The sequence below is a fragment of the Acinetobacter sp. YH16031 genome (genome assembly GCF_013417335.1).
Classification (GTDB): Bacteria; Pseudomonadota; Gammaproteobacteria; order Pseudomonadales; family Moraxellaceae; genus Acinetobacter.
In genome coordinates, this window is sequence record NZ_VPED01000002.1 from 111,367 (window position 1) to 138,034 (window position 26,668).

Sequence of the window (26,668 nt, forward strand, 5' to 3'; positions counted from 1 at the left end):
TATAGGCTTTATAGGGGATTTCAATCAAAAATGTGTATTTTTTTAGGCTTTTCGCAAGATTTATCAATTAAAACTAATTGAGTTCGTCACTTAGGCTCATGGCTTCACTCAGGGCTTCATGCAATCGGGCTACAGCAATGACCTGCACGCCGGGAATCGGTTTTTGCGGTGCATTGGCACGCGGCAAAATAATATATTTAAAACCGTGTTTAACAGCTTCCTTCAGACGCTCCTGACCATTCGGCACCGGACGAATTTCACCAGAAAGACCAACTTCACCAAAAACAGCGAGTTGCTGAGGCAAGGCTTTAGTCCGGATACTGGATGCACAGGCTAAAAGTACAGCCAAGTCAGAACCGGTTTCAGTAATCTTTAAACCACCGACGATATTGACATAGACATCCTGACCAGATGTTTGAACACCACCATGACGATGCATCACGGCGAGCAGCATATTCAGACGGTTTTGCTCTAACCCTAAGGCTACACGGCGTGGCTGGCCATGGGCATCATCGACCAAAGCCTGAACTTCAACCAGGAGTGGGCGAGTCCCTTCACGGCTAATCATGACGATAGAACCTGGAATTGCTTCATCATAACGACTGAGGAAAATGGCAGATGGATTGGCCACTTCACGCAGACCTTTATCGGTCATGCCAAAGACGCCAAGTTCATTGACTGCACCAAAACGGTTTTTGACTGCGCGGATCATACGGTAACGAGAATCCGACTGGCCTTCAAAATACAGCACACAGTCCACCATATGTTCCAATACACGCGGACCTGCTAAGGCACCTTCTTTGGTCACGTGACCAACAATAAACAGGGCAGTGCCGCTATTTTTGGCGAAACGGGTCAGTAGGGCTGCAGATTCACGAATCTGTGACACACCACCTGGTGCAGACTGCAAGGTTTCGGTATATAAAGTCTGAATCGAGTCCAGAATCGCAACAGCAGGACGTTCCTGAGCCAGCACTTCACAAATACGTTCCACACAGGTTTCTGCCATGACTTTCAGTTGGTCAGTTGGTAAGTCCAGACGCTGGGCGCGTAATGCCACCTGAGATAAAGACTCTTCACCTGTCACATATAGGGCAGAGCTATTGCCTGCTGCCATATGGGTTGCGGTTTGCAGCAGAATAGTTGATTTACCAATCCCCGGATCACCACCAATCAGAACCACAGAACCTGTAACGAGACCACCGCCTAAGACTCGGTCAAACTCACCAATCCCTGTTTGCAACCGGGTTTCATGTGAAACGGAGACTTTGTTTAAGGTGGTAATCGCAGCTGCCTGACCGGCATAGCCCCCAATTTTTGGCTGAGCACGATGTGTCGTTGCTGGCGCAATACTGACTTCTACCAGACTGTTCCATTCCCCACATTCAGAACACTGACCCGCCCATTTAGGATGGTCTGCTCCACATTGTTCACAACGATACACACTTTTTGCTTTAGCCATAATTTCCGAAAATAAATATTGGGAATGGGGGCTACAGCATAGCGGTGAATGAGACTGAAAACCAAGACCTTTGGCTGAAAAAGTCACTGATTTACGTCAGCATATGACGCATATGGATTAACCTTTCTACATGAAAGTGAAATACCTTCTATAATGAGAAAATTCATCACGGGTACAGGAAACCTGACATGCCACAACTTTTAAAACATATCGATGCGATCGCACGTGAAAAAGACCGTGATGTATTATTTGTACATTTTGAAAATTACGAACATGAAAATGCCGATGCTGAGTCCTATCATTTGCGGCAGAACCTAGTGGAATGGCTGGAGCAACGCCAAATTAATTTTGCACCCTGTATGGGCATAGAACAGCCTGGCGTAATTGAAAGTTATTCAGGTGATCTTTATATCGATGTGCCATTTGATGAAGCCCATCCGATTTACCAAATGGTTAGTGAACATCTGGAAGATGCTGAAGGGGAGATGAAGATTCCGGGTGTGCTGTTCTTTGTATTGTCCTTGGAAACTGCGCTTGAGATTGAAGCAGACCGTGAAGAGTTCTTGAATCTAAATCAAGCTCATGATGATGACGATGAATTTTCTGGCCGTGTGAACTGATATTTTTAGCAAACTTAACTAATAAAAAAAGCCACGATGAACGTGGCTTTTTTATTAAGGGTTTTAAATTTGATTAATACAGTTCACCTGATTTACGGCGAGCAATAAAATCTTTGGATTCTTTCACGATCACCCCAGACAGCAGTAGCAGGCCGATCAAGTTTGGAATCGCCATCAAACCGTTGAATGTGTCTGCGAACAGCCAGACCAGATCCAGTGTTGCTACACAGCCAATAAATACTGAAGCGATATAAATGATGCGATAAGGGAATACAAATTTTTCACCGAGCAGATAGGTGGCACATTTTTCGCCGTAGTAGCTCCAGCCCAAAATGGTAGAATAGGCGAAGAAGATAATACCGAAGGTCACAATCCAGCCACCAACACCTGGCAGCAGTTTGTTAAATGTAGAAACGGTCAGAACAGCACCGGTTTGTCCACCAAAATCACTGCCGGCCATGATGAAGCCCATTACCAGGACAATACCGGTAATCGAACAGACAATAATCGTGTCAATAAAGGTTCCGGTCATGGAAACCAAGCCTTGACGTGCAGGGTGATCGGTTTTTGCAGCAGCTGCGGCAATCGGTGCTGAACCCATACCAGCTTCATTCGAGAAGACACCACGCGCGACACCATAACGAATCGCCGCACCAATCGCACCACCTACGGCAGCTTCACCAGTAAAGGCATAGGTGAAAATCATTTTCAGTGCAGGGCCCACTAAATCGAGATGGGTGAAAATAATGATCAGACCGCCCGCCACATAACCAATCGCCATAATTGGAACGATGAAGGAAGCAGCTCTAGAAATCCACTTAATCCCGCCTAGAATTACCAGTGCAGAAAACGCAGTGATCACGATCCCTGTAACCCAGGTTTCCAGACCGAAACCATTTTCTACTGCAAGTGCAACAGTGTTGGACTGAACTGAACTACCAATTCCGAAAGATGCGACAGCACCAAAGAACGCAAAGATCAGCGCCAGCCATTTCCATTTCAGGCCACGCTCAATGTAATACATTGGACCGCCAGACATTTCACCGCGTTCATTTTTAACCCGGTATTTGACGGCCAGTACACCTTCGCCATATTTGGTTGCCATTCCGAACAGGGCAGTCATCCACATCCAGAATACGGCCCCAGGACCACCCAGTACACAGGCAGTTGCCACACCGGCAATATTACCGGTACCGATTGTAGCTGACAGTGCGGTCATGAGTGAGCCAAACTGGGAAATATCGCCTTCATGCGAAGGGTGTTTGCCAAAAACCTGTTTAAAGGCCAGTGGCAACATGCGGAACTGCCAGAACAGCAGGCGGATGGTCAGGAATATACCGGTACCGACAATGAGGACCAGCATATATGGGCCCCAGACCCAGCCACTGACGGTTTCCATGATGCTTTGTAAATTTTGCATAAATTTCTTCTTATTTATCCGTGTCAGCTTTATTTGAGATGTTGATTGAAAAGCAATTGCTATGCCATGCGCGCTCATCCTAAACGCGAATATTGGCGGATTTGTATTCTATTTTTTACATAGTTTCAGCGCTTTGACAAGAAAAATCCTGTATTCATTGCGCCTTAAAACTAAGACTAAAGATAAATGAATATTGATATAAGAAAAATAAATTAACTTGCAAGATTAGTTGGAAAATACAAATGATGCGAATTTTCTTTTTGTATTCCGGGTTTTTTACGTTAATTTGTCGCGATTAAAACTCAAAGTTGAAATGAAATAATGTCAGAAAAATATAGTCACTCATCATCGGAAGATGGTGAGCTACAGCGTAGTTTATCCAACCGGCACCTGCAGTTAATTGCCATTGGGGGTGCGATTGGCACCGGCCTGTTTATGGGTTCAGGTAAAACCATTAGCCTGGCAGGACCATCCATTCTGGTGATTTATATGATCATCGGTTTTATGGTGTTTCTGGTCATGCGTGCATTGGGTGAATTATTGTTATCCAATCTGCAATATAAATCTTTTATTGATTTTGCCACAGATCTGATCGGGCCATGGGCAGGTTATTTTGTCGGCTGGACCTACTGGTTATGCTGGATCACGATTGGTATCGCGGATTTGTCAGCCATTATCTATTACTTGCAATTCTTTAATAACGGTCTGCCTTTTACTCCGGGTGAAGGCGTGTTGATCAGTATTGCCTCTATTGTCTTTATTATGGGCTTGAACCTGGCAACCGTGAAACTGTTTGGTGAAATGGAATTCTGGTTTGCTTTGATCAAGATTATCGCCATTATTGTTTTGATTGGTGTGGGTCTGTGGATGATCTTTACTGGCTTTACTAATGATGCAGGTACGGTCGCTTCATTTGCCCATATCTGGGATCATGGCGGTTTATTCCCGACAGGAACTATGGGTTTCCTGGCTGGTTTCCAGATTGCGATTTTCGCCTTTGTGGGTGTAGAGCTGGTCGGTACTACGGCTGCTGAAACCAAAGATCCAGAGCGTAACTTGCCTAAAGCGGTGAACTCGATTCCGATCCGTATTATTATTTTCTATGTGTTGGCTCTGATCATCGTGATGTCAGTAACACCATGGGATCAGATCAATCCAAATGTTTCTCCGTTCGTAAATCTGTTTAGTCAGGCAGGTATTGCCGCGGCTGCAATCATCATGAACCTGGTGGTGTTGTCATCAGTAATGTCATCGATGAACAGTGGGGTATTCTCAACCAGCCGTATGCTGTTCGGTTTATCTCGTGAAGAACAGGCACCTAAAGCTTTTGGTCGTTTGAATTCGCGTGCTGTTCCAGCGAATGCTTTGTATTTCTCAGCGATCTGTTTATTGCTCGGTGCAGCATTACAATACTTCGTGCCGAATACGGTTGAAGCATTTACCTTAGCAACGACTTTGTCGACCATTCTGTTTATCTGCGTATGGCTGATCATTATCTGGAGCTACATGATCTATTACCGTACCCGTCCGGAATTGCATGCTAAATCCATATTCAAGCTGCCTGGTGGATTGGTGACTTGCTGGATCGTGATTATTTTCTTTGTTGGTATGATTGGTGTGTTGTCACTGGAAGATGATACCCGTCGTGCCTTGATGGTCAGCCCGGTCTGGTTCATTTTGCTGATTATTGGATATTTAGGTTTCTATAAACAGAAACATAAATAATCCATATCAATAAAAACGTCAGCGATCTGCTGGCGTTTTTTTTATGTCTGAATATACTCTCTAGCGTTTAGCGCTTTGGTCATACGGATGATCGCGTTATACTTCATCGAAAATACTCATATAGGTGGTCAGATGCGTCAGGTCATTTGCTACATCAGTTTAATTACAGTCGGTTTTGCCTTGGTCGGTTGTGGTCAGTCGGGAGCTTTACATCTTCCTAATGATCCAAACTACGATAAACGTGCCAAGTATTTACTCTATAAAAATACTGAATCTGCACCGCAAGTATCAGATGAACAACAGGATGCGCCGGTCAAGCAGCAGTTTGAAGCACCCGCTGAATCCGATTCAACACCATCTCCTTAAGACTTTCAGAGAAAGGATACATTCATGAGTTTCACCCGCATTAATGGGGTATTGCATGCTGAGCAATGTTCACTGCAACAGCTCGCAGAGCAATTTGGCACACCACTTTATGTTTATTCAAAAGCAACTTTTGAAAAGCATTATCTGGATATGGACCGTGCTTTTAGCTTTATCGATCATCAAATCTGTTTTGCGGTAAAGTCAAACTCTAATCTTGCGGTATTGAATGTGTTGGCCAAGCAGGGTGCTGGTTTCGATATCGTGACTGGTGGTGAACTGGCTCGTGTATTGAAAGCCGGCGGTGAACCTTCGAAAATCGTATTCTCGGGCCTGGGTAAATCAGAAGTAGATATTAAAAAGGCATTGGAAGTAGGCATCGCTTGCTTTAACGTGGAATCTTATGCCGAATTAGACCGTATTCAGAAAGTAGCGGCTGAACTTAATGTTCAAGCGCCTATTTCACTACGTGTTAATCCGGATGTCGATGCCAAAACCCATCCATATATTTCCACTGGTTTAAAAGAAAACAAATTTGGTATTCCATCAGATAGCGTATTTGATACCTATGCTTATGCAGCATCATTGCCAAATCTTGAAGTGGTCGGGATTGACTGTCATATCGGTTCACAGTTGACTGAAACCCAGCCTTTTGTTGATGCGCTGGATCGTGTGATTGACATGATCGACAAGCTGAAAGACATGGGCATCAACTTGAAACACATCGATATCGGTGGTGGTCTGGGTGTGACATATAAAGATGAAACACCGCCATCGGTTGAAGAATATGCCAATGCCATGCGTCCTGCTTTAGAAAAACTGGGTTTGAAAGTGTATATGGAGCCGGGTCGTAGTATTTCAGCGAATGCAGGCGTGTTACTGACCAAAGTGGATTTGCTGAAACCAACCAATCACCGTAACTTTGCCATCATTGATGCCGCGATGAATGACCTGATTCGTCCTGCTTTATATGAAGCTTGGATGGATATCCAATCTGTGACACCGCGTACAGATGTGGAAACAAAAGAATGGGATGTGGTGGGCGCGATCTGTGAAACTGGGGATTTTCTGGGTAAGGAACGCGAGCTAGCCATTAAAGAAAATGATGTGCTGGCAGTACTCGGGGCTGGTGCATATGGTTTCGTAATGAGTTCGAACTATAACAGTCGTGGTCGTGCTGCTGAAGTGATGGTGGATGGTGATCAGGCGCATCTGATTCGTGAACGTGAAACGGTTGAATCACTTTGGGAACGTGAGCGTTTATTGCCTTAAGGAGATTGAATAATGTTGCTTGAATTTACCAAGATGCATGGCTTGGGCAATGACTTTATGGTGGTAGACCTGATTAGCCAGCGTGCTTATCTGGATACTCTCACTATTCAGCGCTTGGCAAATCGTAACTTTGGTGTGGGTTTTGACCAGCTCTTGATTGTTGAACCGCCTGATATTCCAAGTGCAGATTTTAAATACCGTATTTTTAATGCGGATGGTTCTGAAGTTGAGCAGTGCGGTAATGGTGTGCGCTGTTTTGCCCGTTTCGTGCATGAACGTCAATTAACGACTAAAACCAAAATCAAGGTACAGACCAAAGCTGGAATCGTGGAACCTGAACTTGGTGCCAATGGCTGGGTACGAGTGAATATGGGTTATCCAAAATTCCTACCTCAGGAAATTCCATTCGTGGCTGAAGAACCGGAAAATCTGTATGACATCGATCTGGCGGGTGGTGAGAAACTGACGATTGATGTGGTGAATATGGGTAATCCACATGCAGTGACGATTGTTCCGGATGTGTTGACTGCTGATGTGGCTAAAATTGGTCCACAGGTGGAATCTCATGTGCGTTTCCCGGCACGCGTTAATGCTGGATTTATGCAGATCATTGATGAAAAGCATGCTCGTTTACGTGTTTATGAGCGTGGTGTAGGCGAAACACTGGCTTGTGGTACAGGTGCCTGTGCTGCAGCAGTGTCTGGTATGCGCCGTGGTTTGTTATCTAGCAAGGTCGAAATTGAACTTGCGGGTGGTAAATTGCAGATTGAATGGAAAGAAGGTGATGTAGTCTGGATGACAGGTCCAACCGCCAATGTTTATGAAGGTCGACTGGACTTGCGCTACTTCCAAGGTTAATCCCAACATTTTTTTTTCTAAAAAGCACCGCACATAGTACGGTGCTTTTTTTATGATAGGATGAATTCCATATTTAATTGATATTACAACACTGCTATGAATCAGCTTGTGTTTTTATCGGGTGCATCAGGCAGCCAAGACTTTTGGCAGCCGTTATTGGCTCATTTAAAAACAGATCAATCTACAAAAATATTGGCATATCCGGGCTTCGATGGGGTAGAACCAAACTCAACTATTCAAAATCTTTATGATCTGCAAGAATTCATCGCAGAGCAGATTGAGGATGATTCGATTCTGGTTGCCCAGTCCATGGGGGGAGTTCTTGCAGTTGGAATTGCACTGCATCATCCACAGAAAGTCAAAGGACTGGTTTTACTGGCAACTTCTGGTGGTCTGGATCTATCCCAGTTTGGTTGTGCTGACTGGCGGATAGATTATCGCGAGCAGTTTAAGGCTGTCCCTGATTGGTTTTTACAAGATCAAACTGAATTTAGCCTGAAACAGTTAAGCAGTCTTGAGATTCCTGTTCTATTGATCTGGGGTGACCAAGACGCTTTAAGCACCGTTAAGGTGGGGAAATGCTTAAAGCAAAATTTTAAACATGCAAATTTGCATATTATTAAAAGCGGGGATCATTTCTTTGCAGCGACTCATCCAGTGCAGGTCGCAGAACTGATTGAAGCCTGGCTGGAGTCAATTGAATGGAGCAAGTAAAGCTTTCTGCAGAAGACTTGCTCGGAATCTGGCTCAAAGAACGTGAGATCCAGAATCAGTCTAAACATACCTTGCAGGCCTATGAACGTGATGTGGCTGATTTTCTGGAATTCTGCGCAGTACAACAACTGGCAGTCAATGATGTGGAAGCCACGGATTTACGTCAATTTTTGGCTGAAAAAGTCGAGCAGCACAGATTAAGTTCGAGTAGCTTGCAGCGGATGCTCTCTTCGATTCGCCAGTTCATGAAATGGGCAGAGCAGGCGCAGTATCTGGCATTTAATCCGGCTGATGATTTTCAGTTGAAACGTCAATCCCGCCCTTTGCCGGGTATGGTGGATATTGAAACTGTGAACCAGATTCTGGATCAGCCGGCTCCAGAATCTGAAGTACAGCGGCAAATGTGGTTGAGAGACAAGGCGATTCTGGAATTGCTGTATTCCAGTGGTTTACGTTTGGCAGAAATTCAGAGCTTAAGAATCAAGGATGTTGATTTTAATCGTCAGCTCCTGCGGATTACCGGTAAAGGCAATAAAACCCGGGTGGTGCCTTTTGGTTCAAAAGCCAAAGACAGTCTGATGGAATGGTTAAAAATTTATCCGCTCTGGAATGGTGATTTTGTACCTGACGCGAATGTATTTATCACCCAAAAAGGCAATCCGCTTGGTGCACGGCAAATTGAAAACCGGGTCAAGTTTCAGGCACAGCGTGCAGGGGTTAATGTTGACCTGCATCCGCATTTATTACGGCATTGTTTTGCCAGCCATATGCTGTCGAATAGTGGTGATCTTCGTGCCGTTCAGGAAATGTTGGGGCATAGTAATTTGAGTACTACACAAATTTATACTCATATTGATTTTGATCGACTTGCGCAGATTTATGATCAGGCGCATCCACGGGCACAGCATAAAGAATAGGAAAAATTTAAAGTTTTCTTCCGCTTGTCGGATGATCAGGATTCATGGCACAAAACTTTCATGTATCATGCTCAAAATATGACCTGAACAGACTGTTTGAAAGATATTTCACTATTGTCTTATTTTTCAAAAGGGTGTTTTCGGATATAAGTATAAATAGTAATCAATTTTTAAAAGAAAATCAGCGATCTCGATACTGGAATTTTTATGGACACAGCAATTATCCCGGATATACAACAAAAGTATGCGCAGTTAAGCCCAGCCCAAAAAGATATGTTTGCGGGTTATGGTTTACGCCAGATTAAACATTTTGTTGAGATTAGCTTGCCCACCATCGAAGCCGTTCTCCCTGAAGGCGCAATCGTGCAGGGGATTAATGCAGAAGGGAAAATGCAGGCTTATAATCCTGAAACAGGCCAGTATTATCTATGGATTTCTGATCTGCAATGGCAGACCACACAGCGAGCCAGTAAAGCTGTTGACCTGAAAGAAGATGCGCTCGAAATCTGGAATATTTTTGATCTAAAGTCTTATGAATTGATTGAACTGAGTCATGTGCATCGTGACTTTTTACAAGTTTAATGAACATGAAGGATGACTAAGGTCATCCTTTTTTATTGCTAAAATACTTTACAAGTCATCCAGCGGTAACTGAAAACTTTGCTTGATGATCTGGCTGGGTAAATCTGTTTTGACACTGGTAATGCCATTTTTCTTGGTCAAATGTGTGGACTGAAATTTGCGGTAACTTTCCAGATCAGGCACCACAACTTTTAACATCGCATCACATTCACCCAGAATGATATAGCACTCCATCACTTGCGGTAGTTCCTTCATCGCCTCGATAAAAGTATCAATGGTTTCTGCATCCTGACCGACCAGCCAGATCCGCGAAAATAGGATCAACTGAAAACCGATTTTCTGTGAATCAACGATGGTGGTGTAATTCTGGATCACGCCCTCATCTTCAAGTAACTTTACCCGACGCAGACAGGAAGAAGGGGATAGTCCAATTTCACGTGCCAGATCGTTGTTCTGAATACGACCATTGGCTTGCAAGTGATGAATGATATTTTTATCAATTCGATCAAGTTTTACTCGCACAGATTTGGAAGATATTTTCATAAATTAGAATATAATTCGAAAAATAATACTTATTATAAAATAAATTGAAAGCCTATTTTGTAAAAATTCGCAGATACTAATTCCACTTTCCGAAGATTTAAAGGAAAAGGAAATGTCTGTATTTGCACTTTTTGCACTAACCGTGCTTCCCCTGATTTTTACACCTGGACCAGATATGCTGTTTATCCTGTCTCAAGTGATGGGTAAAGATGCAAAAGCAGGCATGATGGCAACCATCGGGATCTGTTCAGGTTATCTGGTACATTCCATTTTGGTAGCAATAGGAATCGCAGCGATTATCGTGTCTTTTCCGGTATTGTTTGAAGCAATTCGCTGGTTGGGTATTGCTTATTTGCTCTATCTGGCTTATAGCCTGTTGAAATCAGTATTTAGCAAAAACTCAATGAAAATTGAGAAAAAGACCACTGCTAATCCGGTGAAAAAGGGCTTCTTTACGGCCTTACTTAATCCCAAAGGCATGCTGATCTATTTTGCAATCTTGCCGCAGTTTATCGATAAAAGTGGAAATACGGTGAGCCAAGGCTTGATTCTGTCTTTTATTTTTATCGGCATGATTTTCATTGTTTATTGTGCTCTCAGTATTCTGTTCAGCAGAATTACCCGTAATACACAAATTGATGAGCGTAAACAGAAATGGGTTGATGGCACCTCAGGTGGTTTACTTGCCCTTGCCGCAAGCTGGTTAATTATTAATTAAGCAATGGCGTATTTTAAAAAAGCATACTGTTCCCGGTATGCTTTTTTTATATTTATAGATTGATGACAACCCGATTTTTAGACCTGCCCAACAAAATAAAGCGGAGTAAATTGAGCAGATATGCAGAATAAATCCTGATTAATTTTGCTTTATGTCCAAACTGACCAAAGCGGTCATTTTTAAATATAAGTCATTTTCCACAAATCCAAGGACGGATTTGTGCATTTAATAAGCAAAAATCAAAAGTTCTGATGTGTTTCATCAAATAAAAACATAATAAAAATCAAAGGTTAAATTTTATTAAATATTGATAAAATTCATTGTAATAAATCGATACGGATTAATTGTGAACGCATCGTTCAAGGAAAATTACGCATTTTTACAGCTCTTTGCTGAATTGTGACTTGACCGAAATGCCGTGCACATTGCAAGATAGGGCACCTAAAAAAATTTAAGTGAAGAGTTATTATAACTTTTCTCAACATTTACATTTGCTAAAACAGCCGAGGATTACATGAAGGCTCTTGTTGCTGTAAAACGTGTGGTTGATGCCAACGTTAAGGTTCGCGTTAAGCCGGACAACAGTGGTGTTGACTTAACAAACGTTAAAATGTCAATTAACCCATTCTGTGAAATCGCGGTGGAAGAAGCGGTTCGTTTAAAAGAAAAAGGAACTGTTTCAGAAATCGTTGTTGTTTCTATTGGTCCTAAAGAAGCTCAAGAACAAATCCGTTCTGCAATGGCGCTTGGTGCTGACCGCGGTATTCTGGTTGAAGCTGATGACAGCCAGCTAGGTGCGCTAGAAGTTGCTAAAATTCTAAAAGGCGTTGTTGAAGCTGAACAACCACAATTGATCCTTCTTGGTAAACAAGCAATTGATGACGACTCTAACCAGGTTGGTCAGATGCTTGGTGCACTTCTAGGTGCAGGTCAAGGTACATTCGCTTCAGAAGTTAAAGTTGAAGGCGACAAAGTACAAGTGACTCGTGAAATCGACGGTGGTCTACAAACTGTTGAATTATCACTTCCAGCGATCGTAACTACTGACTTGCGTTTGAATGAGCCACGTTATGCAGCTCTTCCAAACATTATGAAAGCGCGTAAAAAACCGCTTGATACCAAGTCACCTGCAGATTTCGGTGTAACTACTACAACTAAACTGAAAACAGTAAAAGTTGAATCTCCTGCAGAGCGTAAAGCTGGCGTACAAGTGAAGTCTGTAGACGAACTTGTAGAAAAATTGAAAAACGAAGCGAAAGTGATCTAATACAGAAGGATAAAAATCATGAGTATTTTAGTAATCGCTGAGCACGACAACAAAGCACTTAACGCTGCTACTTTAAACGTTGTTGCTGCGGCGCAAAAAATCGGTGGTGATATCACTGTATTGGTTGCTGGTTCTGGCGCTCAAGCAGTTGCTGATCAGGCAGCTAAAGTTGCGGGCGTAAGCAAAGTTTTACTTGCTGACGACGCTGCTTATGCAAACCAATTGGCTGAAAATGTAGCAAAACTGGTTGCAGAATTAGGTAAAGGCTATAGCCATATCCTTGCTGCTTCTACTACAACTGGCAAAAACATTCTGCCACGCGCTGCTGCACTTCTTGATGTTAGCATGATCACAGACATCATCGCTGTTGATTCTGCAAATACATTCAAGCGCCCTATCTATGCAGGTAACGCGATTGCAACTGTTGAGTCTTCTGAATCAGTAATTGTTGCAACTGTTCGTGGTACTGCATTTGATGCGGTTGCTGCTGAAGGTGGTTCTGCTGAGGTTGAAGCTGCTGCTTCTACTGGTGATGCTGGTATTTCTAAGTTTATTAACGAAGAAATCGTTAAATCTGAACGTCCTGAATTGACAGCTGCTCGTATCGTGGTTTCTGGTGGTCGTGGTGTAGGTTCTGGTGAGAACTACCACAAAATCCTTGATCCACTAGCTGACAAACTTGGCGCTGCTCAAGGTGCTTCACGTGCTGCAGTTGATGCTGGCTTCGTTCCTAACGATATGCAGGTTGGTCAAACTGGTAAGATCGTTGCACCTGACCTGTACATCGCTGTAGGTATCTCTGGTGCGATCCAGCACTTGGCAGGTATGAAAGAGTCTAAAGTGATCGTTGCGATCAACAAAGATGAAGAAGCTCCAATTAATGCAGTAGCAGACTACTGGTTAGTGGGTGACTTGAACACTGTAATTCCTGAATTGGTTTCTAAAGTCTAATTCCTGAATCAGGTTCGAAAAACGCCTCTTGTCTTTGGCTAAGAGGCGTTTTTTATTGTCTATTTTTTCTAAAATATATTTATTTTCATAGGTATATGAGATAAATTAAAATGATAAAAAATTAAATAAGATAATAAATGTCAATCTTACAGCAACCTGAAAAAAATATGATTTTTAATGATCCTTTATTTCAGCGTATTTTTATTCTGATTATTGGTTTGATCATCTTTCTCCTAAGTTTGGGAGGCTTGGTCTATTGCATCCAGTCAAGTCTATCTTTTGGTTTAGTCGCTTTCTTTTTAATATGTGGCTGTTTTGCTTATGTCGGGATGCTATTTATGTTGGCAGCATTTGCTGATACTGAAATACTCAATCGCAGGACAGGTTAGCTATTTGAGGGACCTTCAGCTGATCCCATTGGGCTGGTGATATATATCTTTTTTATAATTACTATTGGATTTGTCATTGGCGTCATTGCGCTGATTTTAACGTTTTTGATTAGATTGGTGCTGCCGTATCAGAAGTATTAAAGCAGTTGGGGTTAAAAATTTACCTATGAAAACCTGAGTTTTTTTAGGATCATACATAGATATGCACTAGGACTGGTTCATCAACAAAGATTAGGAAACATCCATTCGCTGAGTCGCTGATGACGGGTCGAGTTATTGAATAAGTATTTTTAATACTGCTCAGAAAAATACAAAATCAGTTTTCTGGCTGGAAAATACTTTGCAGTCAGATCATGACTATTTCATTTGGGTGAAAAGTGATAAAATTCGACTTTGCTTTTCCTCCTGCTTTGAATCATGTTCTTTTCCAAAACTAGCCGTCTCCTGTCAATGAGCTTTCTGCTTATTGCTCTCTATCTGAGTATCTGTATTCATACTGCCTGGAATGCACCACTTGAAGTGACGCGGTACTTATTTAGTGAATCAGGCGCTTTTGAGGTGCTTAGTCCGTGGTTATGGTATTTGCTTGCACTTTTGTGTCTGCTCAATATTGAAATCAAGTTAAATACCCGAATTTTTATGGCAGTAGCTGCAATTCTGCTGGGAATGCGGGAAATGGATTTTCATAAGCGTGTGTTTGAAGTCAGTTTTATTAAAACCAATTTTTATCGCAGTGCTGAAATTCCCATGATGGATAAAGTACTTGGATTTATCTTGTTGTCAGGCATCGCTTTTGTTTTCATTGTACTGTTGAAAAAGTTAATCACTACTGTACGTACGGTTAAAAACACCTGGAACACAGCATACTTTTTTGTCTTTTTGACGATTGCTTGTGGTGGGATCAGTAAAGTACTGGACCGTACGACATCAACACTTAGTGAAGAGTTTAGTATAAAACTACTGCCCCAAACACAAGTCATGATTATGACTATTGAAGAAGGAGTAGAGATGCTGCTGCCGATCTTGCTGATTGTGGCAGTATTGAATTACAGAAAAGTATCTAATTAAGATCACTTTTAGCCAATTCTAAGCCCAAAAAAGATGCTCAAATTTTTGCAGCATCTTTTTTTACGTCTGTTGATTTTATAATTTTTTCGACGTTAAAAATAACAGGAAAATGATCACTAAAATGAAGATAATTAACAAGGTTAAGCTCAATATTTCGACACAAAAATACAAGTGTTTATGCTATAATTTAGGGCTGTATTTTAGTTTTTAACTCTGTCGTTTGAGTTAATTATTTTGCAAGTTTTACGACATATAAATGCAAGCCAAATCTGGCTTGTAGAATAAGGAGTATGCATGAGCGTATCGGAAATTAGACCGATTGCCATTGAGGATGAACTCAAGCACTCGTATTTAGACTATGCAATGAGCGTGATTGTGTCACGTGCCTTGCCAGATGTACGAGATGGTCTAAAACCTGTTCATCGTCGTGTGCTTTTCGCAATGCACGAATTGGGCAATGATTACAACAAAGCTTACAAGAAGTCTGCCCGTGTTGTAGGTGATGTCATCGGTAAATATCACCCACATGGTGATTTTGCTGTTTATGAAACCATTGTCCGTATGGCTCAGGACTTTAGTCTGCGCTACCAACTGGTTGATGGTCAAGGGAACTTTGGTTCGATCGATGGCGATAGCGCTGCGGCAATGCGTTATACCGAAGTTCGTATGCGTAAGCTGACCCATGAATTATTGGCTGATCTGGAAAAAGATACAGTTGACTGGGAAGATAACTACGACGGTTCTGAGCGTATTCCGCAAGTCATGCCAACCCGTATTCCGAACTTGTTGGTGAATGGTGCGGCCGGTATCGCAGTTGGTATGGCGACCAATATGGCGCCACACAACATGACTGAAGTGGTGAATGCGTGTCTGGCTTATGCAGATAATCCGAATATCAGCATCGAAGGATTGATGGAATATATTTCCGGTCCAGACTTCCCGACAGGTGGCATTATTTACGGTAAGTCAGGCATCGTGGATGCCTATCGCACCGGTAAAGGCCGTTTGCATATTCGTGGTAAATATCACTTTGAAGAAGATGCTAAATCTGGCCGTACTACGATTGTTTTCACTGAAATTCCTTATCAGGTCAACAAAGCGAAAACGATTGAACGTATCGCCGAGCTGGTCAAAGAGAAAAAACTTGAAGGCATTTCTGAACTTCGTGATGAATCTGACAAGGAAGGGATGCGTATTGCGATTGACCTGAAGCGTGGTGAAAATGCTGAAGTCATCGTGAATAACCTGTTCCAGAATACCCAGTTAGAAAACTCTTTCAGCATCAATATGGTGTGCCTGGACAATGGCCAGCCGAAATTGATGAATCTGAAAGATATCATTGCGGCGTTCATTCGTCACCGTCAGGAAGTCGTGACACGTCGTACCATGTACGAACTGCGCAAAGCACGTGAACGTGGTCATATTTTAGAAGGTTTAACCGTTGCTCTGGCAAATATTGATGCCATCATCGAAACCATCAAAACTTCTGCCAACCCGGCTGAAGCACGTGAACGTTTGCAAGCAGGTGAGTGGGCAGCAGGCGGTGTGGCAGCGTTGCTTGAAAAAGCGGGTGCTGTTTCTGTACGTCCTGACGAAATTGAAGGCGAAGATCCAGAGCGCCCATTTGGAATTGATGGTGAGGTTTATCGCTTATCTCCGACTCAAGTCAACGCGATTATGGAACTGCGTTTGCACCGTTTGACCGGTCTTGAGCAGGATAAACTTCAAGCTGAATATTCTGAAATCTTAGGTCAAATTGCTGAATACACAGCCATCTTAAATGACTTCAACTTATTGATGAATGTCATTAAAGAAGAGCTGGCATTGATTCTTCAGCAATATGGCGATGCGCGTAAAACAGATATTGTTGAATCTCGTATCGACTTCTCTCGTGAAGATCTAATTCCTGAAGAGCAAATGGTTCTGACCGTTTCAAAAACAGGCTATGCGAAAACTCAACCATTGTCTGACTATGCTGCTCAGCGTCGTGGTGGTCGTGGTAAGTCTGCAACCAGCATGAAAGAAGATGATTACATCCAGCATATGGTGGTGACATCGAACCATGCCACTGTGCTTTGCTTCACTAATGTCGGTAAGGTTTATCGTCTGAAAGTCTATGAAGTACCGCAAGCTTCGCGTGGTGCCAAAGGTCGCCCAATGGTGAACTTGTTACCACTGGATGACAACGAAACCATTACTGCAATCTTGCCAGTAATTGATGCACCGAAGAAATTCAAAGAACGTCTGGCTGACTTCAAAGCATTCGTGAAGACCAATGCTGCACAGCTTCAAACCAATGAAGTGATCAATAATCACTTTGCTGCACTAGAAGCTGCACTTGCTGAATCTGAAGAGGGTGCAGATGATATTTCTGATGCACTGCGTGTTCAGTTAAAAGAACTCGGCTTAGCACTTTCTACGACTGATCTTGATGATGACATCATCAATGACTTTGCTCAGCAGGCTGAAGCTGTTCGTAAGAACTTCTATGTGTTTATGGCGACTGAGTACGGTACGATTAAACGTGTAGAACTGGAACAATTCTCAAATGTTCGTTCAAATGGTTTACGTGCGATTGAACTGAATGGTGATGACACCTTAATTGGTGTTGCGATTACTGACGGTGAACAGCAAATTATGTTGTTCTCGAACGAAGGTAAAGCCATCCGTTTCGCAGAGACTGACGTACGTTCAATGGGTCGTTCAGCCAAAGGTGTACGCGGTATGCGCGTGACCATCGGTGCATCTCAAGTTGAAGATGTTGAAGATGCAGATGTTGAATCTGATGATGAAGATACAACTGAAGCAAACTTCATTAGTCGTATCGTATCTCTGGTTGTTGTGCCTGAAACCGGTGAAGTGCTGTGTGCTTCTGCAAATGGTTATGGTAAACGTACTCCAGTGGATGACTTCCCGACCAAAAAACGTGGCGGTAAGGGTGTCATTGCCATCAAAACCTCAGAACGTAACGGTGAGCTGGTCGGTGCAGTTGCGATTGATGCCTCTAAAGAACTGATGCTGATTTCTGATGGCGGTACACTGGTTCGTACCCGTGCTTCTGAAGTGGCGCAAACAGGCCGTAATGCACAAGGTGTTCGTCTGATCCGTCTGGCTGAAGATGAAAAACTGGTTGGCGTAGAAGCAATCGAAGCTGTTGAAGATGAGTTGGAAATATTGGAAGATATTGAAAATACTGAATCTGCAGCTGATGATGTAACTGATGCACAAGAAGCTGAAAAAGATGATGACAATACAGTAGAGGAATAAGTTCTGCTACTGATGAAAAAGGGCGCTTCGGCGTCCTTTTTTACACATCGGCTAAATGAGAGATAGATAATGAAAACCAGATTGATGCTTTTGACCGCAGCTATTGCACTTAGTGGCTGTAATAATGCAATGGATAGTATGCCTGATCCAAGCCCTGAGCAGGAAAAGGCTGCGCAAGTAGCTTATGAAGATCTGCGTGATGGAAAATATGACGAGTTTTTAGCTCAGCTTGAACCGAAGTTACAGGCAGAGTTTCAAAATAATGAAAAAATCATGAAGCGTTTTTCACGTTCAATTCCGCAAGGTGAATATAAGTCCAAGACTATCATGAGGAAGAACTTCGAGGAAAATAACGGCAAACCAAGTGAATACAAAGTGAGTTATGAAATTGCCTATCCAAAAAATCTGGTTCAGTATGATGTGAGTTTTGACCAGCCGAATGGCAGTACTAAAATCCGCAACTTTAATATTCAGGTATTTGGTGAATAATTTTCAATGCGAATAGCCTGAGTAAATCCAGATTTAAGAACGTGGGCGTAGCCGATAATAGCCTAAGACCATACAGATGATGCCGATCACCAATAGATAAGCAAGCTTTCCTAGAATCATATAAGTGGGCACACCCATCTGATTGAGTTGAATAAACATCTGCACGATTTGGGTCGAAGGTAAGGCTTGCCCAATAAGTTGGACCCAGACTGGCATGGCAGCATGTGGCCAGGCGACTCCTGAAAGCATAAAGAGCGGAATCGAAGTAAAAACAATGATATGACCGGCGCGTTCTGGCATGTCCAGAAAGCTGGCAAACAGTACTGTGATACCAATCATGCAGAATACAAAGATGGGTACAGCGAGCAGCATCCCCCAGAAATTTCCGCCACGGGGATAATCAAAATACCAGAAGGTAAATCCAAACAGGTAATAACAACCTAAACATCCAATGGTCAGAATTGCCAAGCTGAGGCCACTTAAGGTGGTCAGATTAATCACCTGTTTATTTTCCCGATACAGTGCAATCAGCATGCTCAGTCCCAGAAAAATAGTCTGATGAATAATCAACGGTGCAACAGCGGGAAACACATAGCTGCCATAGCCAGAGAGTGTATTAAATAGTGGAATCTGGTGAATGGATAGGGCAGGAGAGAAGTGTGAAATCTCGCTAAAGCGTTCAGCATATTCACTTAAGGTATTTTCCACTGAAGAGACCAAGCCCAAACCAATCTGTTTGGTAATTAAAAAGTTAGCAGCACTTAAGTACAGCCCAATCCCGCCATTTTCACCATGCCGGATAGATTGAGAAAGATTATCTGGTAATAATAAAATCCCGTCGGCTTTTTGAGTTTCCACCCAGTGTTTAGCTTCAGCAAAATTTCCAGTCACCGCCTTAATCTCTACATTCGGGCTTTGGCTGACATGACTGATAATGGTATTGGTTAAAGCACTTTGCTCTTCGTCGACAATAATAATCGGCAAGGCTTCTGCCTGTTCTGCCTTATATGCGGTCGGATAAAAAAAACTGTAAAACAGAACCGATAAAATCAGTGTGGTAAAAATACTGGTATTGCTAATAATGTCTTTAAAAGTTTGGCAATAAGCTTTCCAGAGTGATTTCATGCTGACACTCCTTTGGCTGTTTTTTTGAGAAAGGTATAGGCCAGCACAGCATAAAGCAAGACATAAATGATGAGTACGAATATCGGTTGCAGTGAAAGATAGAGCGGACTGCCAATCACCCATTGCTCCGTCTGTAATTTGGCATAGGGTGTATAAGGAATAATATTGGCCCAGAACTGGGTGAATAGTGGAGCATTATTAAGAGGTAAAGTTACCCCAGCAAAACTGAGCGATGAACCACCATAAACTGCTAGTAGACCAAAAGATTTGGTTAGGTCCTGAGTAGCCAGAACCACAGCACTACTGATAAAGGCATAGGCACTATAGAACAGTATTTGAGCCAGAAGAATTAGCCATAATGACCCGGCAATAAACCAGCCGCGAATTTCGACCAGCCAAAACATCCAAGCCCAAGTCCAGAAACAAAAGATTGCTACATAAACCAGATTTTTTGACAGTAGTGCCGACCACAAGTTTTGTTGGGCAATCCAATGACTAACGGTATGTCGTTTAATTTCCTGACCCACAGCAAAAGCTACACAGCAACATAATAACAAGTGCAAAATTGCTGGCACCATGTAAGGTTCCAGATAAAATTCATAATTCAGCTGCGGATTATATAGTGGGGAAATTTTAATGTTCGGTGTCGGTGCATCCAGATAGGGGAGCGTGTTGCCTAGATACTGCTTACCAGTAAATTCAGCCAGAGCCTGCAAGGTACTCAATAACATGGCTGAAGAAATGGTATTACCGATACTGAAATAGCTCTGGTTGAAAGCAATACTAATTTCAGCATCCTGAGCTTTGACCAGTCGCTGCTCGGCTCCGGCAGGAATATGAATATAACCCCAGATTTTATTCTCGTTTAATAACTTTTCGATTTCGACTGTTTGATCAGAAACAGCATGCACTTGTAGAGTATGATTCAAAGATAAATGATCATAAATCTTGCTGCTCAGGCTACTTTGATCCTGATCAATAATGGCGATTGGTAGATGATCCGGTTTGCCTTTGGCAAACATGCTACCAAGTAAAATCAGAATACAGGCAGGGGCGAGCAGGACCAGAGCCAGATCCCATTTTTCTCTGCATAAATAGCGTATTTCACGCTGAATACCCGCCCAGAATCCAGATGCCATTTATTTTGGCTCTTTTAATTTAAACAGCACGCTCATCCCGACTTTTAGCTCAGGCATTTCAGTGACTGGCACAAGATGAACTTTAAAACTGCGGACATCATAACCACCGGTTTGGCGCGTGGTTTTAATGGTGGCAAATTCACCTTCAGCACTAATATTTTTTACTTTAAAAGTGGCTGATTGATTCAGTGCCGGAATAAAACCTTCAAGCTGTTGCTGTTTACCTAAAGCGGCATATTGGTCTTCACGAATATTCAGGCTGATCCAGCGTTCTGCCGAGATCAGGCTGACCACTGGCACTGCGGTTGCCACCAGCTCAGTGGTATTTCCATAGGTTTTGGAGACGGTACCATCAATCGGTGCCAATAATTCAGTTTCTGCTTCTAGTGCATTGGCTTCAGCGACTGCTGCACGGGCTATATCGACCTGAGCATCTGCTGAACTTTTCTGTTCTGGTGTACTGCCGCGTTTAGCCCGGGCATATTGCTGATAAGCAGCTTCGGTCATTTGGGATGCAGATTGTGAAGCTGCAAACAGTTCATCTCGGCGCTGGCGGGAAATGACGCCTTCCTTAAATAGATTGGCTCCACGTTGATAGGAAGTTTTAGCGAGTTGCTCCTGTGCTTTTAGTGACTGCCAGTTGGCATACAGAGAAGCGATATTTTCTTCCTGAGAACCACGTTCTGCGGTGGACTGAAGTGCTAATGCAGACTGTAAAGTGGCTAAAGCCTGCTGCTTTTTCGCCTCAATTTCAGGACTATGCAATTTTACCAGCGCCTGACCTTTCTTGACGTTATCGCCTTCCTGCACATAAATCTTTTCAATCCGGCTTGGAACTTTAGTGGCCACTTGAACGGTTTCTGCCTCAACCCGGCCTTGTAGTTCGATTTCTGTGGTTTGATAGGTTTTCCATAGACCAAACCCAATCAAAGCAAGAATCACTGGAATTAAAGCTAAAAGCAGATATTTTTTGCGCGATTTTTTTTCTGTGCTTTCAGGATTATCTGGCTCTGATTCACTGTAATTGATTTCTGAAGCCGGTTCATCAACAGGATGTTCTGGCTTTTGCTCATCTGTCATGTCTGGCTCCATTAACGAATATAGTGGGTATTGGCATGTTGCATGTAATTTGGAAATTCAACAATTGAGCCATGGCTCTGTAATAAGGTTGCAAGAGACATCACATATTTAAAAGCATTTAATGCCATTTCTGCTTTTAAACTGCTGAGCATGTTTTGGGCATCGATGACCTGAGTGGCTGTCCCGACATCTTCCTTAAAGGATAACTCCTGAATACGCAGATTTTCCTGAGCTGCTTTCAGGTTCTGCTGAAGTAGAGCATCACTTTGCTGGGCGCTGACCGCTTCACTAAATGATTTATAAATCAGGTTTTCAATCTCTTGCTGGGTACGCGCCGTCATGAGTTCAGCGGCATAGCGTTTTAGTTCAGCAGCCTGAATATTCTTGTTTTTATCAATACCTGAGAACAGGTTATAACGTGCTGCAACCCCTACAATCCAGTTTTGATGTTGATCCAGACTATATTCACCAAACGCAAAAACATTTGGCTTTTTAGCGGCCTGCTGGGCTTTGACATTGGCTTTGGCCAGTTCGGTATCCATCTGCATTTTTTTGATCAGGGGAGAGTTCTGGCTAAAACTGCTGAGCAGAATATTCACATTTTGTGGTTCAGCACGATTCACAAACAAAGGTGTGCTTAGCTCGGTGATATTGCTATCCAGCAACAGATTATTTAGCTGAAATAGGGCAGCATTCAGATTGGCTTGGGCATTTTGTTGTGCGCGTTCAGCATTATTGCGTGCCACTTCGAACTGCATGCGTTGACCTTTACTGATAAAACCCTGCTGTTCCAGCTTCAGAGAATTACGATAATGTTGTTGCATGGCATTTGAATTAAAAAGTGCCGCATCCCGTAACTGTTTTTGTAGCTGCACATTGAAGTAGGACTGAATCAGTTCAAAACGCTGCGTGTCTTGTTGCTGCTGATTGCTAAGTTCGCTACGTCCTGACTGAATATTGGCAATTTCTTTGGCACTACGGGTGAGGCCTCCGGTATATAGTGGCATCATCACGGAAACAGTGGGACGAATCACCTGATCTTCAAGGACGACATTAGACGTATCCGGAATCAGACCAACACCGCTATGAATAGTATTATTAAGTTCTTCACGCAGTGGATCGGTAATACCTGCAGGTAGATCCACACCATTACTGGCTTCCCACTCATTAAGCCGGCCATTCACGCCTTGAGAGAGTGAATTTTCCAGATTATTTTTAAACTGCTTTAATGGAATATCGACTTCACTATGAAAGGCATAGGCACGAACATTCAGGTCAACACGAGGCAGACCAATGCCTTTGACAGCTTCTGCTTCAAGTTTTGACGCTTGTTCCAGACTTTGAAAAGCCTGGCTACTATAGGAACGTTGCAACAATTGTCGTTCTGCATCCTGAAAGCTAATGCTTTGTGCATAAGCAAAGCTGCCGTACATCATAGATGCAAGCACAGTCAGACCCCAGCAGACACATTGTTTATTTTTCTTCATATTCATAAAGTGGTAATGTAAAAGTCACATTAATTCAGTCTAAGCTGCATTATAAATCAAGTGCTTGCAGTGCAGGGATGGGTTAAGTTGTAGTATTGTTGTAATTCGAAGCGATTCACTTCTCAAGTTTCAAGCTGATAGTTCTATGTCACTCTAAAACTTGAGCCAAGTTCAAACTCAATTTTCAATTATTTTATATTATCGGCCGATTCAACATCTTCTAAGCATTGAATGAGATTGAATATTTTTAGCTGTGTAATTTCTCATAAATGAAATCACCGAGTTAGAACAAAGAAATCAAAGGTATTCAAATTATCCCTCGAATCTAGATTGGTTTTTTGACTCTATCTTCATTCTTGGATAGAAATAATTTTGTGCAAGCGACGTCCAGATATGGTTAAATGCCATCATTTTATTGTGTTTCACTCTGAAAGGAAAAATCATGCGCGCGTACAACTTCTGTGCTGGTCCTGCTGCATTACCTACTGCCGTACTTGAAAAGGCTCAAGCTGAAATGCTTGACTGGCAGGGCAAAGGTCTTTCGATCATGGAAATGAGCCACCGTAGTGCAGACTATGTTGCAGTTGCGGAAAAGGCAGAAGCAGACCTTCGCAAACTCATGAATATTCCTGAGAACTATAAAGTACTGTTCTTGCAGGGTGGTGCATCTTTGCAATTCTCGGCAATTCCATTGAACTTGCTGGGCAAAAACAACAAAGCTGACTATATCCGTACCGGTATCTGGTCTGAAAAAGCATTGAAAGAAGCTAAACGCTATGGCGACATCAATGTGGTTGAAGCAGGCATTAAAACTGAAGATGGTAAATTAGCGATTGCTGATCAAAGCGCCTGGAATCTTTCTGATGATGCCGCTTATGTGCATTATGCAGATAACGAAACCATTGGCGGTTTACAATTTGCCCATGTACCAGAAACTGATAAGCCACTCGTATGTGATTTCTCTTCAAGTATTCTGTCTGCACCGATTGATGTTTCTAAATTCGGTCTGATCTATGCCGGTGCGCAAAAGAATATTGGCCCTGCAGGTTTAACACTGGTGATTATTCGTGAAGATCTGCTTGATCAGGCAAAACCTGAAATTCCAAGCATCCTGAAATATGCAGATCAAGCGAAAAACGGTTCGATGGTCAACACACCATCAACTTATGCATGGTATCTATCTGGTCTGGTATTTGAATGGTTACTGGAACAGGGCGGTGTAGACGCGATTCACAAAGTGAACCTGCAAAAAGCTGAATTGCTCTATGGCTATATCGATTCTAGCGATTTCTATGCAAATCCGATTGCCAAAGAAAACCGTTCAATCATGAATGTTCCATTTACTCTGGCAAATCCTGAACTTGAAAAACAGTTCCTGCAAGAAGCAAAAGAAAACCATTTGCTTAACCTTGCCGGCCACCGTTCAGTAGGCGGTATGCGTGCCAGCATTTACAATGCCGTACCATTAGAAGGTGTACAGGCATTGGTGAACTTCATGGATGACTTTGCTAAACGCAATGCTTAATTCCTGAGAATTAAAAAACCCGGCAATTGGCCGGGTTTTTTAATTATTTAATTCGGGTTAAAAAACAAAGTTATGTAAGATATAGCCACAAATGAGCATACCCAATACGAAAAATAGGCATGACATCATATCAAGCTGATAACGCGAGCCAAGATGATGCTCAACCTGCTGTAAATTTTCTTCTTGAACGATTTTCATAGATATTTATTATCCGATCTATTTATCGTAAATGATTATTTGTTGATCGTATTTTTACCATAAAAAATTGATTAAATAAAGTACATTCTTAACTAAACTTCATAAAGTGTTAATTTTATTTAAATAACTGGCCTCAATATATTCAGAAAAATAGAACTATTATATTAAGTCATTATTTTTATGATGTTTTTAAAATGATTATTCAGTTTAAGATAACATTGAAAATGAATTTATTTGAATTTAAATCTGTGGATAAATCTATTTTCAATGAATTCAAAATCCATTAATTCTGATTTTAATTGTGGATAAAAAATAATCAGAATTGAGAGAATATCGCACTAAAATAAATAAAAAACAGGAGGCTCATATAAAAATATGAGCCTCCGATCTGGATATTCAGCTTAAGCTGCTTTTCGATAGATATTGGCCTGAATCCACAGATTGCCCCGAATATATTGACCAATCTGGAAATCTTTATGCTTGTCATTGCGGGTGGCTACACGGATCAAAGTAGCCGGCTGGCCTTCATCATGAATCAGGGTAACATCATAGAGCATGTAGTTCTGATCCATGAATTGCATTGAAGTTTTGCCGACAATATTGCCCTGGAACCAGGCTTCATCTTCCTGACCCATGGTCTCACCATACAGATAAGCGACCATTTTGGAGAAATCAACCGTTACCGGTTCTTTGTCTTCTTCAGATTTCGGCTCCCAGGCATCGATCTGTTCCTGTAAATTATCCGGTGCAACCCCATTATTTTCTGCAAGAATTGCATTCAGGGCACGGTGATGTTTGATAGAGGCAGGATCATCCACGACTAAATGTTCATGATCAGTCACCACTTCCAGTTCATAAGCCCAAGCATTTAAGTTGACGATATAAGACTGGTCTTTTTCATAATGCGACCGGTTGACGCTGTACAGCGTATCAAAGGCATAGATGATATTGTTGGCACCCAGATTGAGACGCAACACAGCTTGAGTGTCGGATTTACAAGAAATAATCCGGTCAATCGTGGCTTTCACCTGGTAGGGACTGTCAAAACCCGGAAATGCGGTTTTCACAGCCTGTGGCTTGTTATTTTCTACGGCAATCACTTGGCTTAATTGTACCGCAGCTTTGCTCGGTCCCTGAATCAGCCAGGTGGTTTCATCCATATCGCATTCTTGTGTACACAAGCCCATCGGCATTACAGGTGCGTCAAGGGCTTTGCCTAACCACTGAGGAACATCTGTGCCTGGGTTTTCAGTAAGCAAGGTCCAATGTTCGACATGACTACCGAAATTTTGATCATCAATAGTGATGATCTCTGGGCTATTCTGTTTTTTCATATGCACAATTGATCTTGGATGACTTATTTATAGTTAATCGAGGGTCATTACAATTTTTCAAGTCACTCGAATGAATTTAAAAATTAAAATGCAAATCATGTGAAGTCAAATATTTTTCTAGTTGTGAGTGGCTGACTCATTTAATACGGTTGAGT

The 26,668-nt window shown here is 42.3% G+C and carries 24 protein-coding genes; 15 read left to right on the forward strand and 9 right to left on the reverse strand.

Annotation, left to right across the window (positions count from 1 at the left end):
* Positions 1–73: 73 nt before the first annotated feature.
* Positions 74–1,462, reverse strand: a complete 1,389-nt coding sequence (radA, locus tag FTV31_RS01675; RefSeq protein WP_180012770.1) for a DNA repair protein RadA — start codon at positions 1,460–1,462, stop codon at positions 74–76.
* A gap of 188 nt (positions 1,463–1,650) precedes the next feature.
* Here radA and FTV31_RS01680 point away from each other — a divergent pair, with 188 nt between their 5' ends.
* Positions 1,651–2,082, forward strand: a complete 432-nt coding sequence (locus tag FTV31_RS01680; RefSeq protein WP_180012771.1) for a hypothetical protein — start codon at positions 1,651–1,653, stop codon at positions 2,080–2,082.
* A 73-nt stretch (positions 2,083–2,155) separates the two neighbouring features.
* On the opposite strand, the gene FTV31_RS01685 is transcribed toward FTV31_RS01680, so the two are convergent.
* Complete coding sequence (locus FTV31_RS01685; RefSeq protein WP_180012772.1) at positions 2,156–3,502, reverse strand: sodium:alanine symporter family protein; 1,347 nt, start codon at positions 3,500–3,502, stop codon at positions 2,156–2,158.
* A 321-nt stretch (positions 3,503–3,823) separates the two neighbouring features.
* Here FTV31_RS01685 and FTV31_RS01690 point away from each other — a divergent pair, with 321 nt between their 5' ends.
* The 7 genes from FTV31_RS01690 to FTV31_RS01720 all read left to right on the forward strand — a co-directional run bounded on the left by FTV31_RS01690 (position 3,824) and on the right by FTV31_RS01720 (position 9,933).
* Entirely contained in the window at positions 3,824–5,227 is a 1,404-nt protein-coding gene (locus FTV31_RS01690) for an amino acid permease (protein WP_166137739.1), read from the forward strand.
* 132 nt (positions 5,228–5,359) lie between these two features.
* Positions 5,360–5,593 (forward strand): lipoprotein, encoded by a 234-nt coding sequence (locus FTV31_RS01695; protein WP_005236736.1) that lies wholly within the window; start codon positions 5,360–5,362, stop codon positions 5,591–5,593.
* Between the two features lie 24 nt (positions 5,594–5,617).
* Positions 5,618–6,862: a diaminopimelate decarboxylase gene (gene lysA / locus FTV31_RS01700; RefSeq protein ID WP_180012773.1), complete on the forward strand. Its 1,245-nt coding sequence runs from the start codon at positions 5,618–5,620 to the stop codon at positions 6,860–6,862.
* Positions 6,863–6,874: 12 nt separating this feature from the next.
* The gene (gene dapF, locus FTV31_RS01705; protein ID WP_004784684.1) at positions 6,875–7,720 is read left to right on the forward strand and encodes a diaminopimelate epimerase; all 846 of its coding nucleotides are present in this window, start codon (positions 6,875–6,877) and stop codon (positions 7,718–7,720) included.
* 96 nt (positions 7,721–7,816) lie between these two features.
* A complete protein-coding gene (locus FTV31_RS01710) occupies positions 7,817–8,434 on the forward strand; it encodes an alpha/beta fold hydrolase (protein WP_180012774.1) in 618 nt (205 codons plus the stop codon).
* Positions 8,435–8,460: 26 nt separating this feature from the next.
* Positions 8,461–9,351: a site-specific tyrosine recombinase/integron integrase gene (gene xerA / locus FTV31_RS01715; protein ID WP_373686973.1), complete on the forward strand. Its 891-nt coding sequence runs from the start codon at positions 8,461–8,463 to the stop codon at positions 9,349–9,351.
* 207 nt (positions 9,352–9,558) lie between these two features.
* Positions 9,559–9,933 (forward strand): hypothetical protein, encoded by a 375-nt coding sequence (locus tag FTV31_RS01720; RefSeq protein WP_180012776.1) that lies wholly within the window; start codon positions 9,559–9,561, stop codon positions 9,931–9,933.
* A gap of 48 nt (positions 9,934–9,981) precedes the next feature.
* On the opposite strand, the gene FTV31_RS01725 is transcribed toward FTV31_RS01720, so the two are convergent.
* Positions 9,982–10,476 (reverse strand): Lrp/AsnC family transcriptional regulator, encoded by a 495-nt coding sequence (locus tag FTV31_RS01725; protein ID WP_180012777.1) that lies wholly within the window; start codon positions 10,474–10,476, stop codon positions 9,982–9,984.
* A gap of 112 nt (positions 10,477–10,588) precedes the next feature.
* Here FTV31_RS01725 and FTV31_RS01730 point away from each other — a divergent pair, with 112 nt between their 5' ends.
* The 6 genes from FTV31_RS01730 to FTV31_RS01755 all read left to right on the forward strand — a co-directional run bounded on the left by FTV31_RS01730 (position 10,589) and on the right by FTV31_RS01755 (position 18,625).
* Entirely contained in the window at positions 10,589–11,194 is a 606-nt protein-coding gene (locus tag FTV31_RS01730) for a LysE family translocator (RefSeq protein WP_180012778.1), read from the forward strand.
* 514 nt (positions 11,195–11,708) lie between these two features.
* Positions 11,709–12,461 carry an electron transfer flavoprotein subunit beta/FixA family protein gene (locus FTV31_RS01735; protein ID WP_159124425.1) on the forward strand — a complete coding sequence of 251 codons (753 nt, stop codon included), beginning with the start codon at positions 11,709–11,711 and terminating at the stop codon, positions 12,459–12,461.
* Between the two features lie 18 nt (positions 12,462–12,479).
* Entirely contained in the window at positions 12,480–13,412 is a 933-nt protein-coding gene (locus tag FTV31_RS01740; RefSeq protein ID WP_180012779.1) for an FAD-binding protein, read from the forward strand.
* Between the two features lie 839 nt (positions 13,413–14,251).
* On the forward strand, positions 14,252–14,869 hold the full coding sequence (locus FTV31_RS01745; RefSeq protein ID WP_257227122.1) for a hypothetical protein: 618 nt from the start codon (positions 14,252–14,254) through the stop codon (positions 14,867–14,869).
* A gap of 294 nt (positions 14,870–15,163) precedes the next feature.
* Complete coding sequence (gene gyrA / locus FTV31_RS01750) at positions 15,164–18,136, forward strand: DNA gyrase subunit A (RefSeq protein ID WP_180012781.1); 2,973 nt, start codon at positions 15,164–15,166, stop codon at positions 18,134–18,136.
* Positions 18,137–18,205: 69 nt separating this feature from the next.
* The gene (locus tag FTV31_RS01755; protein ID WP_159124427.1) at positions 18,206–18,625 is read left to right on the forward strand and encodes a DUF3887 domain-containing protein; all 420 of its coding nucleotides are present in this window, start codon (positions 18,206–18,208) and stop codon (positions 18,623–18,625) included.
* Between the two features lie 33 nt (positions 18,626–18,658).
* On the opposite strand, the gene FTV31_RS01760 is transcribed toward FTV31_RS01755, so the two are convergent.
* Genes FTV31_RS01760 through FTV31_RS01775 form a run of 4 tightly spaced genes read right to left on the reverse strand, consistent with a single transcriptional unit; the run spans position 18,659 to position 23,462 of the window.
* Positions 18,659–19,750, reverse strand: a complete 1,092-nt coding sequence (locus FTV31_RS01760) for an ABC transporter permease (protein ID WP_180012782.1) — start codon at positions 19,748–19,750, stop codon at positions 18,659–18,661.
* Positions 19,747–20,889 (reverse strand): ABC transporter permease, encoded by a 1,143-nt coding sequence (locus FTV31_RS01765; RefSeq protein WP_180012783.1) that lies wholly within the window; start codon positions 20,887–20,889, stop codon positions 19,747–19,749. The genes FTV31_RS01760 and FTV31_RS01765 overlap by 4 nt, the downstream gene beginning before the upstream one ends.
* Positions 20,890–21,969, reverse strand: coding sequence for an HlyD family secretion protein (locus FTV31_RS01770; protein ID WP_180012784.1), 1,080 nt, complete (start codon positions 21,967–21,969; stop codon positions 20,890–20,892).
* 11 nt (positions 21,970–21,980) lie between these two features.
* Positions 21,981–23,462, reverse strand: a complete 1,482-nt coding sequence (locus FTV31_RS01775; protein ID WP_180012785.1) for a TolC family protein — start codon at positions 23,460–23,462, stop codon at positions 21,981–21,983.
* A 436-nt stretch (positions 23,463–23,898) separates the two neighbouring features.
* Here FTV31_RS01775 and serC point away from each other — a divergent pair, with 436 nt between their 5' ends.
* Positions 23,899–24,981, forward strand: a complete 1,083-nt coding sequence (serC, locus tag FTV31_RS01780; RefSeq protein WP_180012786.1) for a 3-phosphoserine/phosphohydroxythreonine transaminase — start codon at positions 23,899–23,901, stop codon at positions 24,979–24,981.
* A 57-nt stretch (positions 24,982–25,038) separates the two neighbouring features.
* Here serC and FTV31_RS01785 read toward each other — a convergent pair whose 3' ends face one another.
* A complete protein-coding gene (locus FTV31_RS01785) occupies positions 25,039–25,179 on the reverse strand; it encodes a hypothetical protein (protein ID WP_004784652.1) in 141 nt (46 codons plus the stop codon).
* Positions 25,180–25,580: 401 nt separating this feature from the next.
* Positions 25,581–26,513 (reverse strand): hypothetical protein, encoded by a 933-nt coding sequence (locus FTV31_RS01790; protein WP_180012787.1) that lies wholly within the window; start codon positions 26,511–26,513, stop codon positions 25,581–25,583.
* Positions 26,514–26,668 lie beyond the last annotated feature (155 nt).